Genomic DNA, 12,916 nt, shown 5'->3' with positions numbered 1-12,916 from the left:
GCGCGACCTAGCCGAGCGCGGCGAGCGCGTCGGCCAGACCACGCATATCGTCCACGACCGCATCAGGCGAGAGCGAGACGACCTTCTCGTGCAATCTCGCTGGCGCTGCGTGGCTTCCACCGGTGAAGGCGAGGGTGCGCATCCCGGCCGCCCGTGCGGCGCGAAGCCCGGCCACGCTGTCCTCGATGACGACGCACTCCGCCGGATCGGCCCCCATCCGGGCCGCTGCATGGAGGAAGAGATCGGGCGCCGGTTTGCCGCGCGGCACCATGGTCGCGCTATAGATCCGACCCTCGAACAGGGGCAGCAGGCCGGTCAGGGAAAGCGAGAGGCGAATCCGTTCGGGCTGGGAGGAGGAGGCGACGCAGACGGGCGCGCCGATCCTTGCGATCGCCTCCGCCACGTGGGGGATCGCGCCAAGATCGGTCTCGAAGCGCGCGAAGAGACGCTGGCGGATCTGCAACAGGTGGGCCTCGGTCAGCTCGCAATCGTGCTCGTCGCGCAGGATCTCCACCACGCTCGCCATGGAGCGGCCGAGGAACCGCTCGTAGACGTCCGCCGCCTCGATCCGTCCGCCGGCTTCGCGCACCACATCGAGGAGCACCTCGGCGGACAGAAGCTCGCTGTCCACCAGGACCCCGTCGCAGTCGAAGATGACGAGACGCGGCAGCATGGCCCGGTCCTTCCTGTCTCGCCCGCCGGGCGGATGGGGCGATGCCCCGTCGTGGCCCTAGAGCGTGTCCTCCAGATATGCCGCGAGTGTCGCGCGCACGCCGTCCGCATACAGCGCCCCGAGGCATTTGGCGAACGCATCGGCAAAAGCCGGGTCCCGGCCGACGGCGCCGTAAACGTCCTGCATCCCGAGCCAGGCGGAGGGATCGCTGCGCGCAGCCTCCGCCCGCTCTACCAGTCGGTCCCAAGCCGGATCGTTCGGCTCGATCGTCTCGCCCGCCTCGGTCGTGCCTGCGCAGTAGCGGCACCAGAGCGCGCTTTCGAGGGCGAGGCCGGTAATCCCCTGCCCCGCGTTCAGGCGGTCCGCGATGGTCGGCACGATGAATTTCGGCTGCCGGTTGGAGCCGTCGAGGCACAGACGCCGCACGGTGTCCCCGATCTTGGGGTTGGCAAAGCGCGCCTCGATGGTGGCGGCATAGGTTTCGAGGTCGGTCTCCGGCACCGGGGGCACGGCGGGGATGATCTCGTCCGAGGTGATCTTGGCGAGGAAGGCGCGGATCTGCTCGTCCTCCATCGCCTCGTGGACGAAGTGGATGCCGAGTAGCCCGGCGGGATAGGCGATGACCGCGTGGCCGCCGTTGAGGATGCGGAGCTTCATGGTCTCGAACGGCGCCACGTCCGGCACGAACTGGACGCCAACCGTCTCGAGCGCGGGCCGTCCTTGCGGGAAATCGTCCTCCAGCACCCACTGGATGAAATCCTCGCAGAAGACGGGCCAGTTATCGGCCACACCGAACGTCTCCCGGACGATCGCGCGCTCGCGATCGCCTGTCGCGGGGGTGATCCGGTCCACCATCCCGCTCGGGAATGCGACATTCTGCTCGATCCAGTCCGCAAGCGCCGGGTCCGACAGACGCGCGAGGCCGGCGACGGCATTGCGCGTGATGGAGCCGTTATGGGGAATGTTGTCGCAGGACATGATGGTGAAGGGCGGCTGCCCGCTCTCGCGGCGTGCCTGCAAGCCGGCGACGAGAAGGCCGAAGACGGTTTTCGGCGCATCCGGGGTCCTGCCATCGGCGGCAATGGCGGGATGCCCGGGATCGAAGCGGCCGGTTTCGGCGTCGATGAAGTAGCCGCCTTCGGTAATCGTGAGAGAGGCGATCCGGATTGCCGGGTCCGTCAGCTTCGCCACGATCGCCCCGACATCGCCGGGGTCGAGGTAATCGATCATGGCGCCCGTGACGCGGGCCTCGCTCGTCTCGGCGGACTGCTCGACGACGGTCGTCAGGAAATCCTGCGCAGCCAGTGTCGTTCGCGCCGCGGCGTCCCCCGGCATGACCCCGGCGCCGACGATGGCCCAGTCACGCCCCTCCCCCGCCCTGAAGAGCCGGTCGAGATAGACGGCCTGATGCGCGCGGTGAAAGTTGCCAACGCCGAAATGCAGGATTCCGGGCGAGAGGTCCTCGCGGTCGTAGCTCGGGCGGGCGACGCCTTCGGGAAGGGTGCCTAGATCGGCGAGGGACAGGGTCACGGCCATGGCGTGCACTCCTAGAAAAGCAATGTTGGGCTGCCTTCGGCGGACGAAAACCGGCGCGGCAGCGTCATCGGGTCTTCGCCCGCTCGCCCCCTGGAGGGGGGACGGTCCCCCTCGGCGCGGGCCGGGCTCACCGGATCGAAAGGCCGCTTTCGTCGAAGCGGTGGAGACGGGCGGGATCGGGGGTGAGATAGACGGTGTCGCCGTGCCGCGCGTCGAAATCGCCGATGGTGCGGACGGTCATCTCGCCGAACTCCGTATCCACCCGCAGGAACGTGTCCGACCCCAGATGTTCGCCCAGGCCGACGCGGCCGGTCCAGTCCCCGCTCTCCTTCGAGGTCCGCAGATGTTCGGGGCGGATGCCGATGGTGTGGGCGCCGTGTTTCGCGGCTTCGGGGCCGGTGATGAAGTTCATCTTGGGCGAGCCGATGAAGCCCGCGACGAAGAGGTTGCGCGGATGGTTGTAGAGATCGAGCGGCGAGCCGACCTGCTCGATCACACCGGCCTGCAGCACTACGATCTTGTCGGCCATCGTCATCGCCTCGACCTGATCGTGGGTGACGTAGATCATGGTCGTGGCAAGCTGCTGGTGCAGTTCGGAAATCTCGGCGCGCATGTTGACCCTGAGCGCCGCATCGAGGTTCGACAGGGGCTCGTCGAAGAGGAACGCGGCCGGCTCCCGCACGATGGCCCGGCCGATGGCGACGCGCTGGCGCTGCCCGCCAGAGAGCTGGCCGGGACGCTTGTCGATATAGGGGGAGAGGTTGAGCACCTGCGCGGCGTTCTCCACCTTCCGTTTGATCTCCTCCTGCGACAGCTTCGCCATCTTGAGCGGGAAGGCGATGTTCTTGCGCACGCTCATGTGCGGGTAGAGCGCGTAGGACTGGAACACCATGGCAAGGCCGCGCTTTGCCGGCGGCAGGTCTGTCGCGGGCTTGCCGTCGATGCGGATCTCCCCCGACGTGACGTCCTCCAGCCCGGCGATCAGGCGCAGGAGCGTGGACTTGCCGCAGCCCGAGGGGCCGACGAAGACGACGAACTCGCCGTCCTCGATGGTGAGGTCCAAAGGCGGAATGACCTGTGCCTCGCCGAAGGACTTTGTGATCTGGTCGAGCGTGATGCGGCCCATTCAGGGAGCCCTCCTTATTTCACGGCGCCGAAGGTGAGACCGCGCACGAGCTGCTTCTGGCTGAACCAGCCGAGGATCAGGATGGGCGCGATGGCCATCGTCGATGCGGCGCTGAGCTTGGCGTAGAACAGCCCCTCGGGGCTCGAATAGCTGGCGATGAACGCGGTCAGCGGCGCGGCCTTGGCCGCGGTGAGATTCAGCGTCCAGAATGCCTCGTTCCAGGCGAGGATGACGTTCAGCAGCATGGTGGACGCGATGCCGGGGATCGCCATCGGCGTCAGCACGTGGATGATCTCGTTGCGCAGTTGCGCCCCGTCCATCCGGGCGGCCTCGAGGATCTCGCCGGGGATCTCCTTGAAGTAGGTGTAGAGCATCCAGACGATAATCGGCAGGTTGATCAGCATCATCACGATGATGAGGCCGGTCCGCGTGTCGAGCAGGTTCATGTCCCGGAAGATCAGGTAGATCGGGATCAGGACGCCCACCGGCGGCAGCATCTTCGTGGACAGCATCCACATCAGGATCCCGCGGGTCCGCGGGCTCGGCACGAAGGCCATGGCCCAGGCCGCCGGCACCGCGATGATCAGGCCGATGACCGTGGAGCCGACCGAGATCAGAACGGAGTTCCAGAAGTAGCGGAAGTAGTTCGACCGCTCCTGCACCACGACGTAGTTCTCGAGCGTCCAGTTGAAGAACAGAAGGCTCGGCGGATCGGCGATCGCCTCGGCCTCGGTCTTGAAGGAGGTCAGGACCGTCCAGAGGACCGGGAAGAAGAGCGTGAGACCGACGAGCCACGCAAAAACGGTGACGGTAAGCTTGCGGGAGGTGCTGCTTGCGCGTGCCATGTGGGATGCCCCTCCTCAGGCGTCGAGGTTCTTGCCGATCGCGCGCATCAGGAAGATCGCGACGATGTTGGCGAGGATGATGGCGACGACGCCGCCCGCGGCCCCCGTGCCGACGTCGAAGCGCAGGAGCGATTCGGCGTAGACGAGGTAGGTGAGGTTCGTGGAGGCGTTCCCTGGCCCGCCATTCGTCGTCACGAGGATCTCGGCAAAGATGGACAGAAGGAAGATCGTCTCGATCAGCACCACGACGGTGCCCGCCCGCGCAAGGTGCGGCACGGTGATGTAGAAGAAGCGGGAGATCGCGCCCGCGCCGTCCATCTCGGAGGCTTCCATCTGCTCACTGTCGAGCGACTGGAGCGAGGTCAGCAGGATCAGCGTGGCGAATGGCAGCCACGTCCAGCTCACCATCAGCGTGATGGACAGAAGCGGGATCTCCGCCAGCCAGTCGATGGGCTGCATCCCGATCGCCTCCGCCATGAAGGCGAAGAGGCCGTTCACGGGGTTCATGAACATGTTCTTGAAGACGAGCGCCGAGACCGTCGGCATGACGAAGAAGGGCGCGATGGCGAGCACCCGCACGATGCCCTGCCCGAAGAACTCCTGGTTGAGCAGGAGCGCGAGGAGCGTCCCGCCGACGAGGGTTATGAAGAGCACCCCGCCGACCAGCAGCAGCGTATTGACGAGCGCGGTCGAGAAGGCGGGATCGGTCAGGAAGTAGCGGTAGTTCTCGAAGCCGGTCCACTCCTCCATGCCGGGCATGAGGAGGTTGTAGCGCAGGAACGAGAAGTAGAGCGTCATCGCCAGCGGCACGATCATCCACAGAAGGAGCAGGATGACGGCCGGCGAGATCATCGCGCGGGCGGCGGTTCTGGAATGGGCTGTCGCCATGGCGGGCCTCGCGGGGGCGTGACGAAGGATCAGGGATGCACGTGGGCGGACGGCTCAGGGTCCGCGCCTCGGGCGGATGGGCGGGGGCGGATCCAAAAGAGGGCCGCCCCCGCCATCTCTTGCGGGGTCCCCCGCGCCCCCTTTTCAGGGAAGGGCGCGGGGCGCGCGGGGGCTCAGTCCTGGTAGCCCGCCCGCTCCATTTCGCGGTTGGTGGAGGTCTGCGCGTTCTGCAGGGCCTGCTCGGCCGTCGTCTGGCCCGCGAGCGCGGCGGAGAACTGCTGACCGACCGCCGTGCCGATGCCCTGGAATTCCGGGATCGCGACGAACTGGGCGCCGGTATACGGGATCTCCTGAACGGAGGGCGCGCTGGTATCGACGGAGGACATCGAGTTCAGCGTCATCTCGGCGAAGGGCGCGGCCTCCTGGTACTCGGGGTTCTCGTAGAGAGACGTCCGCGTGCCCGGAGGTGCGGCGCGCCAGCCCTCTTCCTCGGCGACGAGCTGGGTGTAGCCCTGCGACGTGGCCCAGGCGACGAACTCCGTGGCCGCCTCGGGCGCATCGGAGGAGGCCGGAACCGCCAGCGACCATGCCCAGAGCCAGTTGCCCCGGTTGTCCACGCCGTCCTTGTTCGGGAACTGCGCGAAGCCGACGCTGTCCGCCACCGTGCTGTCATCGGGATCGGTGACGAAGCCAGCGGCGACGGTCGCGTCGATCCACATGCCGCACTTGCCCTGCTGGAACAGCGAGAGGTTCTCGTTGAAGCCGTTGGACGACGCGCCCGGCGGGCCGTACTCATTCATCATCGTCAGGTAATCGTTGACGGCGGAGGTCCATTCCTCGCTGTCGAACTGGGCCTGCCAGTCGGTATCGAACCAGCGCGCGCCGTAGCTGTTGGCCATGGCGGTGATGAAGGCCATGTTCTCGCCCCAGCCGGGCTTGCCGCGCAGGCAGATGCCGTAGATCCCGGCGTCCTGATCGGTCATCGCCTCGGCGGCGGTCATGATGTCGTCCCAGGTCGGCTGATCGGGGATCTCGACGCCGGCCTCGTCGGCCAGGTCGGTTCGGTACATCACCATTGCCGATTCGCCGTAGAACGGCGCGGCGTAGAGCGTGTCATCCACCGACAGCGCGGTGCGCACGGAGGGCAGGAGGTCGTCGACGTCGTAGTCTTCGGGCAGGTCGTCGAGAGCGAGGAGCCAGTCCTGGTTCGCCCAGATCGGAACCTCGTAGGTGCCGATGGTCATCACGTCGAACTGCCCGCCATTCGTGGCGATGTCCTGCGTGACGCGCTGGCGCAGGACGTTCTCCTCGAGCGTCACCCATTCGAGTTCGATGTCGGGATGATCGGCGGTGAAATCCTCGGTCAGACCCTGCATGCGGATCATGTCGCCGTTGTTCACCGTGGCGATGGTGAGCGTCGTCTGCGCGGCGGCTGCGGACGCAAGGGCGCCAACGGCGCAGGCTCCGAGAAGGGTACAGGTCAAGCGTGTCATGGGGCTCCTCCCTCATTATGGGCTTGGCGATTCTGGTGGCAGTCCGACTTCTTCCGATCGAGCATATGCCACCTCGACGGGCAATTACTCGCATCCTGCGCGACGGCGGTCAATACCCCGGCGCAATTCTGCATTGCAGAAAACGCATGGCGAGACGTGTCAGTGGATGTGTGGCCCTTGTTTGCCCGTTCGGACGGGGGAGGCACCGGGGCCCCGGCGCGGATCATCGAGCCTCGGGGGAGAAGGACGGGGACCGTCCCGACCGTTCAGCCCAGCAAGGCCGCCGCGGTCGCCTCGTCCGTGATGAGGCCGGTGATCAGCCCGCCGCGAATCGCCCCGGCGATGGCCGGGAGCTTGGCGGTGCCGGTGGCCGAGGCGATCACGCTGCGCCCGTTCGCAAGGTCCGAAAGCGGCATGGAGGTCACCCGCCGGGCGGCGCGGGCGGCGATCTCTACGCCTTGCGAATCGTAGGTACGGCCGAGGATCTCCCCCGCCGCGCCGGCCGCCCTGAGCGCGTCCAGATCCTGCCGGGACAGAAAGCCGTCCAGCACCAGCGGCGCGCTTTCCGACACGTCCCCGATGCCGACGAAGGCGACCTCGGCCGCCGCCGCCAGCTCCATGGTCCTGCGGATCGCCTTCTGCCCGACGATCATCTCACGCTCCTCGGGAGAGGAGGCGATGACCGGCATCGGCAGGGGGTAGGTCGGCGCGTCCACCCGGTCCGACAGCGAGAAGAGCACGTTGTAATAGGCCGTCGAGCCGTCGATGGAGATATTGCCCGTCAGAGAGACGATCTTGTGATGGGCGCAGGCGAGACGCGGCAACTGCTCCACGGCCGCGCGCAGGGTCCGTCCGGTGCCGAAGCCCGCGACGAGCGGTTCCTCCCGCTCCAGCCATTCCTCGATGCAGGCCGACGTGGCGCTGGCGACGGCGGCCAGCGGACCGCCCTCCCCCGGCAGGGTCGGCACGACCTCCGCCATCGCAAGCCCGAGCTCGGATTTCAGGCGCTCGGCCAGGGAGAGGCAGGCGGCGATCGGATGGTCGATCCGGACCTTCACCATGCCCGCCGCCATCGCCTGACTGACGAGACGCTGGGCCGATTGCCGGGAGACGCCGAGGACGCTCGCGATCTCGTCCTGCGTCTTGCCTGAGATATAGTAGAGCCAAGCTGCGCGCGCCGCATCGTCCAGCCTCCGCGCGCTCCTGCCCGTTCTCTCGTCCTTCGCCATCAGCCTGCCCTTGTCCTCGCGGGAGGAGCGCAGGATTGCACGACCGGGCCCCTCAGCGCCAGTCGAAGGGCGGGACGGGACGGAGGAGCCGGGCGTGCCCGACCCTCACCAGTCTCCGCTTGCACGTATTGCCGTCGAGGAGGCCGGGGACAGCGGCATGTTCACGAAGCACCAAGCGGGCGCCTCCGCCCGTGCGAGCGTGAGGGACTGCGCGGCCGGTATCCGCGCCGAGGGGTAGGCCCGCGCAGCGGGGGAGGTCAGCGCGGAGAGGCGCGATCCGGGGCGGGCAAGGATGCCCAGGGGCACGCTTTCCATGATCCCCTTCCAGTCGTCCCAGCGATGAAACTGAGCGAGGTTGTCCGCCCCCATCAGCCAGACGAAGCGCTGCCGGGGGTAGAGCCGTCTCAGGGCCGCGAGCGTTGCGGCGGTGAAGCGCGTTCCGGTCCGCGCCTCGATATCCGTCACGACAACGCGCGGGTGCCGGACAAGATCGCGCGCCGCACGGAGACGTCGCTCCATCGGTGCGGGACCGTTTTCCTTCAACGGGTTGCCGGGGCTCACCATCCACCAGATGCGCGCCAGACCGAACGCCGCCAGCGCCGCCTCCGTCAGGGCCACGTGGCCCGCATGGGGCGGATCGAAGGAGCCGCCCAGAAGGCCGATGGCTCCGCGCGGCGCGCCCGGAGGAAGGTCGTATCGCATCATGTCGTCCCGTCTGTGCGCGCAGGTCCCAGCCCCCTGCCGTGCCTCTGCCCGTTGAACAAGGGGCCATGGCGCCGTAACTAGGACGCCAAACCAGTCAGCGAGCGAGCACATGGCAACCTACCAGTACGTCTACCACATGGACGGCGTCTCCAAGACCTATCCGGGCGGCAAGAAGTGCTTCGAGAACATCCGCCTCAACTTCCTGCCGGGCGTGAAGATCGGTGTGGTCGGCGCCAACGGCTCGGGCAAGTCCACCCTGATGCGTATCATGGCGGGTCAGGACAAGGACTTCTCCGGTGAGGCCTGGGTCGCCGAGGGCGCGCGGGTCGGCTACCTGCCGCAGGAGCCGCAGCTCGACGACAGCCTGACCGTGCGCGAGAACGTCATGCTCGGCGTGAAGGAAAAGCAGGACATCCTCGAGCGCTACAACGAGCTGGCGATGAACTACTCGGACGAGACCGCCGAGGAGATGTCCGCCCTTCAGGACACCATCGACAGCCAGAACCTGTGGGATCTCGACAGCCGGATCGACATCGCGATGGAAGCGCTCCGCTGCCCGCCGGACGATGCGATGCCGGCGAACCTCTCGGGCGGCGAGCTGCGCCGCGTCGCGCTCTGCCAGCTCCTGCTCGAAGCGCCCGAAATGCTGCTCCTCGACGAGCCGACCAACCACCTCGATGCCGAGACCATCGCCTGGCTCCAGCAGCACCTGGTCGACTACAAGGGCACGATCCTGATCGTCACCCACGACCGGTATTTCCTCGACGAGATCACCGGCTGGATCCTCGAGATCGATCGGGGCCGCGGCATTCCCTACGAGGGCAACTACTCCGCATGGCTCGACCAGAAGGCCAAGCGGCTGGCGCAGGAGGCCCGCGAGGACAAGGCCCGGCAGAAGTCCCTCGACCGCGAGCTCGAGTGGATCCGGGCGGGCGCGAAGGCGCGGCAGGCCAAGTCCAAGGCCCGGATCAACGCCTATGAGCAGATGGCGGGCCAGTCCGAGCGGGAGCGCGTCGGCAAGGCGCAGATCATCATCCCGAACGGCGAGCGTCTCGGCTCGAAGGTCATCGAGGTGGACAACCTCCAGAAGTCCTACGGCGACCGCGTCCTGATCAACGATCTCTCCTTCTCGCTGCCGCCGGGCGGCATCGTCGGCGTGATCGGTCCCAACGGCGCCGGTAAATCTACCCTCTTCCGCATGCTCACCGGCCAGGAGGAGCCCGATTCGGGCGAGCTGTCCTACGGGCCGACGGTGGACCTCTCCTATGTCGACCAGTCCCGCGACGCGCTCGATCCCGAGAAGACCGTCTGGGAGGAAGTTTCCGGCGGCGCCGAGATCATCGAACTCGGCGAGGCCCAGATGAACTCCCGCGCCTATTGCGGCGCCTTCAACTTCCGCGGGCCGGACCAGCAGAAACCCGTCGGCCTCCTGTCGGGCGGCGAACGCAACCGCGTGCACATGGCCAAGCTGCTGCGCGCCGGCGGCAACGTGCTGCTCCTTGACGAGCCGACCAACGACCTCGACGTGGAAACGCTGCGAGCGCTGGAGAATGCGCTGGAGGATTTCGCGGGCTGCGCCGTGATCATCTCCCACGACCGCTTCTTCCTCGACCGCCTCTGCACGCACATGCTCGCCTTCGAAGGCGACGGGCATGTCGAGTGGTTCGAGGGCAACTTCGCGGCCTACGAGGAGGACAAGGTCCGCCGCCTCGGCGACGAAGCCTTCCAGCCGAGCCGCTCGAAGCACAAGAAGTTCACCCGCTGAGCCGAACGCGCCCGAAAGGGCACGGGGCGGCACAGGATCGAAAGGGGCGCCCGCCAGCCGGGCGCCCCTTTATTTTGCGCGCCTCGCGATGACGCGGCCAGCTCCGGAGCCGGGACCGAAAAGACCGTCAGCCGAAAACGACCGGGACAGGGCGCCGCAGGTGTTTGCCATGAACACATAAGTCCCGACCCCGAAGCCTCGGAGCGGGCGGCCCCCTCGCCAAACCGGTCTTCACACCGCGATCGCCCGCTCTTTCGCTTCCGACCCCGGTCTCCGCCCTTCTTGACCGATGCGCTCCGTAGCGGTCAGGATGGCCTCATTCATTCCGGATGACGGACCCTATTTCGATGCATCCTTTCAGGACGAAGGCGCGGCTCGACGGGCGGTGCAGGGTTTGCGGGCAGCCCGTCCCGCCCGAACGCGCCGGGCTCGGGATCTGCGGCAACCCCGTCTGCCAGACCCGCGCGACGATCGAGGCGGCCTCCGCCGAGGTGAAGCGCAAGGCCGAGGAAAGGGATGCGGCCGAGGCAAAGGGGCTGGCGCGCGTGTCCCATGTCATCGAAGCGACCGCGGCGCAGGCCGGCGAGCCGGATCTGGACAGGATCGCGACCGGCGTCGTCCCCCATATCACCCTGACCGAGGTGCCGCAGGAGGAGGAGCAGCTGGAGCGGTTCGAGACCAATCTGGGCCGCGCCATCGCGGAGGCGCTCGGGGAGGAAGAGGCGCCGGAATGGCTTCAGACCGAGGCGGAGGGCGATCCCGACTTCGTCCAGCGCGCGGAGCATCAGCAAGGCGATCCGCTCTCCCTCGACGCCGCCTGCATCGCGTGCCGCGGCGATTGCTGCATGCAGGGCAACGGCCGGGACGCCTTCATCAACATGCGCACGATCCAGTGGTACCTCCGCCAGAACCCCGAGGCGGGGAAGGAGGAGATCCGGCAGGACTACCTCTCCCGACTGCCCGAGGCGCATATCGAGCGCTCCTGCGTCTACCACACGAATACCGGCTGCGCCCTGCCCCGCGAGATGCGGGCCGATGTCTGCAATCGCTGGGAATGCCGGTGGCGGGACGCCCTCCGGGGCGAGATCCGCCGCAAGGGCGCCGCCCGCTCCGCCGTGGTCGGCCTGCCCCGCGACCACGACGACCATCCCGAGGAGGGCGGCCCCCGCATCCGTGCCGTCGCCATCGACGAGCACTCCCGCGTCGCCATCAACGACGGCTTCCGCGCCGGTCCCCTCAAGTAGCCACCGGGGCAGCACTCGCCGCCACGGCCAGGTCGGGGCGTTCCGCCGCAGTCTTCCTGCGAGAGAAGAGGTTTAAGGCCGCCGGGATGTGCGTTAGGCTTGCCCTCCGCGCCCGAGCAGGCGCGGTCCAGATCGATTTTGAAAACACGACGCCGAGAGCGAGGGTTGGTCCTGTCCATGCCCCCTTGCGCGGTGGCGCTCTTTGGCGCATGATGCGACCTGCGAACGCGCTGCGCCGCATCGAACACTGTCCTCGCTACCCGTGCTGTCAGTCCCTCGATCGTAAGCGACTGAAGCCGACCTGCCGCAATATCGCGGGCAGGAGACTAGCAAGGAAGGGTCACTCCATGGCCACCGGCACCGTTAAATGGTTCAATTCCACCAAAGGTTATGGCTTCATCGCCCCCGATGGTGGTGGCAAGGACGTCTTCGTCCACATCTCCGCTGTCGAGCGCGCTGGCCTCACGGGCCTCGCTGATGACCAGAAGGTCACCTTCGACATCGAATCCGGCCGTGACGGCCGCGCCAGCGCTTCCAACCTCGCGCTGGCCTGAACCGGGACTGCGGGGCGGCCTTCGGGCCCTCCGCGCTCAGGCGAGGCCGATGAGGCGCGCGATCTCTGTCGAGAGCGCCGCGATCTCCGCCCTCGCCGCACCGGCACGCTTCTCCTCCGGCGCGGCCCGTCCGCGCCCGAGGCTCTCGGCATAGGCCACGCGATTCCCGAGCACCGTCTCGGCAATCTCGGCCCCGAGCTCCTTCAGGCTTTCCGATATCGTCGCCGTCAGCCGTGTTCCCGGTCCCGCGCGATTGAGAACGAGCAGCGTCGTCCGACGCTCCCGCTTCGCCAGCTCCAGCACGCTCTCGGTCGCCCAGAGATCGAGATGGCTCGCGGAAACCGGCACCAGCACCAGATCCGCCTCCCGCAAGGCCGGCCGGAGATCGGCATCCACCTTGGGCGGGGTGTCCACGATCACCACGTCGTTCTCCCGACGCAGCTTCTCCACCTCGTATGAGACGCCCCATGCGGAAGCCGTGGAGAACTCCATGTCCGCCTCCCCCAGCGCATCCCGTCTGGTCATGAACCATCGGCCGAGACTGCCCTGCGGGTCGGTGTCGAGGAGCGCCACGCGGCGGCCCTCCAGCCTGTAGGCGCAGGCAAGGTTCGCTGCCAGCGTCGTCTTGCCGGAGCCACCCTTCTGCTGCGCCAGCGTGATCGTTCGGCCGGCCATGCTGTCGCTCACCTTGCTGGAATTGTCTGATCCCCGTGAACTGAGCCTCGCCGAAAGGAAGAGACGCCGCAAGGAGCCGTTCGCGCCGGGGCCGCAGCCCCGCCCGTGGCGAGACACACGTTTTGTTTATGCCCGTTCTCGGTTCGCAACGTCACCTTGGCCATGGCGCCGTGCCCGGACCGT

Annotated in this window: 12 protein-coding genes; 3 read left to right on the top strand and 9 right to left on the bottom strand. The window is 67.4% G+C overall.

Annotated elements, in window-relative coordinates; all coding sequences use genetic code 11:
• Positions 1-7: 7 nt before the first annotated feature.
• From RM543_RS04255 to RM543_RS04220, 8 genes are all read right to left on the bottom strand, one after another.
• Positions 8-673 carry an HAD family hydrolase gene (locus RM543_RS04255; protein WP_311689641.1) on the bottom strand — a complete coding sequence of 222 codons (666 nt, stop codon included), beginning with the start codon at positions 671-673 and terminating at the stop codon, positions 8-10.
• 57 nt (positions 674-730) lie between these two features.
• Entirely contained in the window at positions 731-2,209 is a 1,479-nt protein-coding gene (locus tag RM543_RS04250; RefSeq protein ID WP_311689640.1) for a mannitol dehydrogenase family protein, read from the bottom strand.
• 127 nt (positions 2,210-2,336) lie between these two features.
• Positions 2,337-3,335, bottom strand: a complete 999-nt coding sequence (locus RM543_RS04245; RefSeq protein ID WP_311689639.1) for an ABC transporter ATP-binding protein — start codon at positions 3,333-3,335, stop codon at positions 2,337-2,339.
• A gap of 14 nt (positions 3,336-3,349) precedes the next feature.
• On the bottom strand, positions 3,350-4,180 hold the full coding sequence (locus tag RM543_RS04240) for a carbohydrate ABC transporter permease (protein ID WP_116085714.1): 831 nt from the start codon (positions 4,178-4,180) through the stop codon (positions 3,350-3,352).
• A 15-nt stretch (positions 4,181-4,195) separates the two neighbouring features.
• Positions 4,196-5,068, bottom strand: coding sequence for a carbohydrate ABC transporter permease (locus RM543_RS04235; RefSeq protein WP_311689638.1), 873 nt, complete (start codon positions 5,066-5,068; stop codon positions 4,196-4,198).
• 173 nt (positions 5,069-5,241) lie between these two features.
• A complete protein-coding gene (locus RM543_RS04230; RefSeq protein ID WP_311689637.1) occupies positions 5,242-6,561 on the bottom strand; it encodes an ABC transporter substrate-binding protein in 1,320 nt (439 codons plus the stop codon).
• Between the two features lie 266 nt (positions 6,562-6,827).
• Complete coding sequence (locus tag RM543_RS04225) at positions 6,828-7,790, bottom strand: sugar-binding transcriptional regulator (RefSeq protein WP_311689636.1); 963 nt, start codon at positions 7,788-7,790, stop codon at positions 6,828-6,830.
• Positions 7,791-7,895: 105 nt separating this feature from the next.
• Entirely contained in the window at positions 7,896-8,492 is a 597-nt protein-coding gene (locus RM543_RS04220; RefSeq protein ID WP_432280426.1) for a nicotinate-nucleotide adenylyltransferase, read from the bottom strand.
• Between the two features lie 112 nt (positions 8,493-8,604).
• Between RM543_RS04220 and ettA the strand changes: the two genes are divergently transcribed.
• From ettA to RM543_RS04205, 3 genes are all read left to right on the top strand, one after another.
• Positions 8,605-10,260: an energy-dependent translational throttle protein EttA gene (ettA, locus tag RM543_RS04215; protein WP_311689634.1), complete on the top strand. Its 1,656-nt coding sequence runs from the start codon at positions 8,605-8,607 to the stop codon at positions 10,258-10,260.
• A 347-nt stretch (positions 10,261-10,607) separates the two neighbouring features.
• Positions 10,608-11,504 carry a hypothetical protein gene (locus RM543_RS04210; RefSeq protein WP_311689633.1) on the top strand — a complete coding sequence of 299 codons (897 nt, stop codon included), beginning with the start codon at positions 10,608-10,610 and terminating at the stop codon, positions 11,502-11,504.
• A gap of 347 nt (positions 11,505-11,851) precedes the next feature.
• Complete coding sequence (locus tag RM543_RS04205) at positions 11,852-12,058, top strand: cold-shock protein (protein ID WP_116085725.1); 207 nt, start codon at positions 11,852-11,854, stop codon at positions 12,056-12,058.
• Positions 12,059-12,094: 36 nt separating this feature from the next.
• On the opposite strand, the gene parA is transcribed toward RM543_RS04205, so the two are convergent.
• A complete protein-coding gene (parA, locus tag RM543_RS04200; protein ID WP_311689632.1) occupies positions 12,095-12,733 on the bottom strand; it encodes a ParA family partition ATPase in 639 nt (212 codons plus the stop codon).
• Between the last annotated feature and the right edge of the window lie 183 nt (positions 12,734-12,916).

The organism is Tropicimonas omnivorans (genome assembly GCF_031846565.1).
Lineage (GTDB): Bacteria > Pseudomonadota > Alphaproteobacteria > Rhodobacterales > Rhodobacteraceae > Tropicimonas_B > Tropicimonas_B omnivorans.
The sequence above is the reverse complement of the archived record's forward strand: the minus strand, read 5'-3'. Positions and strand labels throughout refer to the sequence as shown.

Coding starts and splice junctions, on each gene's coding strand:
- RM543_RS04230 (WP_311689637.1), bottom strand. CDS start 6,561: ATGACACGCTTGACCTGTACCCTTCTCGGAGCCTGCGCCGTTGGCGCC.
- parA (WP_311689632.1), bottom strand. CDS start 12,733: ATGGCCGGCCGAACGATCACGCTGGCGCAGCAGAAGGGTGGCTCCGGC.
- RM543_RS04235 (WP_311689638.1), bottom strand. CDS start 5,068: ATGGCGACAGCCCATTCCAGAACCGCCGCCCGCGCGATGATCTCGCCG.
- RM543_RS04250 (WP_311689640.1), bottom strand. CDS start 2,209: ATGGCCGTGACCCTGTCCCTCGCCGATCTAGGCACCCTTCCCGAAGGC.
- RM543_RS04240 (WP_116085714.1), bottom strand. CDS start 4,180: ATGGCACGCGCAAGCAGCACCTCCCGCAAGCTTACCGTCACCGTTTTT.
- RM543_RS04205 (WP_116085725.1), top strand. CDS start 11,852: ATGGCCACCGGCACCGTTAAATGGTTCAATTCCACCAAAGGTTATGGC.
- RM543_RS04245 (WP_311689639.1), bottom strand. CDS start 3,335: ATGGGCCGCATCACGCTCGACCAGATCACAAAGTCCTTCGGCGAGGCA.
- RM543_RS04225 (WP_311689636.1), bottom strand. CDS start 7,790: ATGGCGAAGGACGAGAGAACGGGCAGGAGCGCGCGGAGGCTGGACGAT.
- RM543_RS04220 (WP_432280426.1), bottom strand. CDS start 8,492: ATGCGATACGACCTTCCTCCGGGCGCGCCGCGCGGAGCCATCGGCCTT.
- RM543_RS04210 (WP_311689633.1), top strand. CDS start 10,608: ATGCATCCTTTCAGGACGAAGGCGCGGCTCGACGGGCGGTGCAGGGTT.
- RM543_RS04255 (WP_311689641.1), bottom strand. CDS start 673: ATGCTGCCGCGTCTCGTCATCTTCGACTGCGACGGGGTCCTGGTGGAC.
- ettA (WP_311689634.1), top strand. CDS start 8,605: ATGGCAACCTACCAGTACGTCTACCACATGGACGGCGTCTCCAAGACC.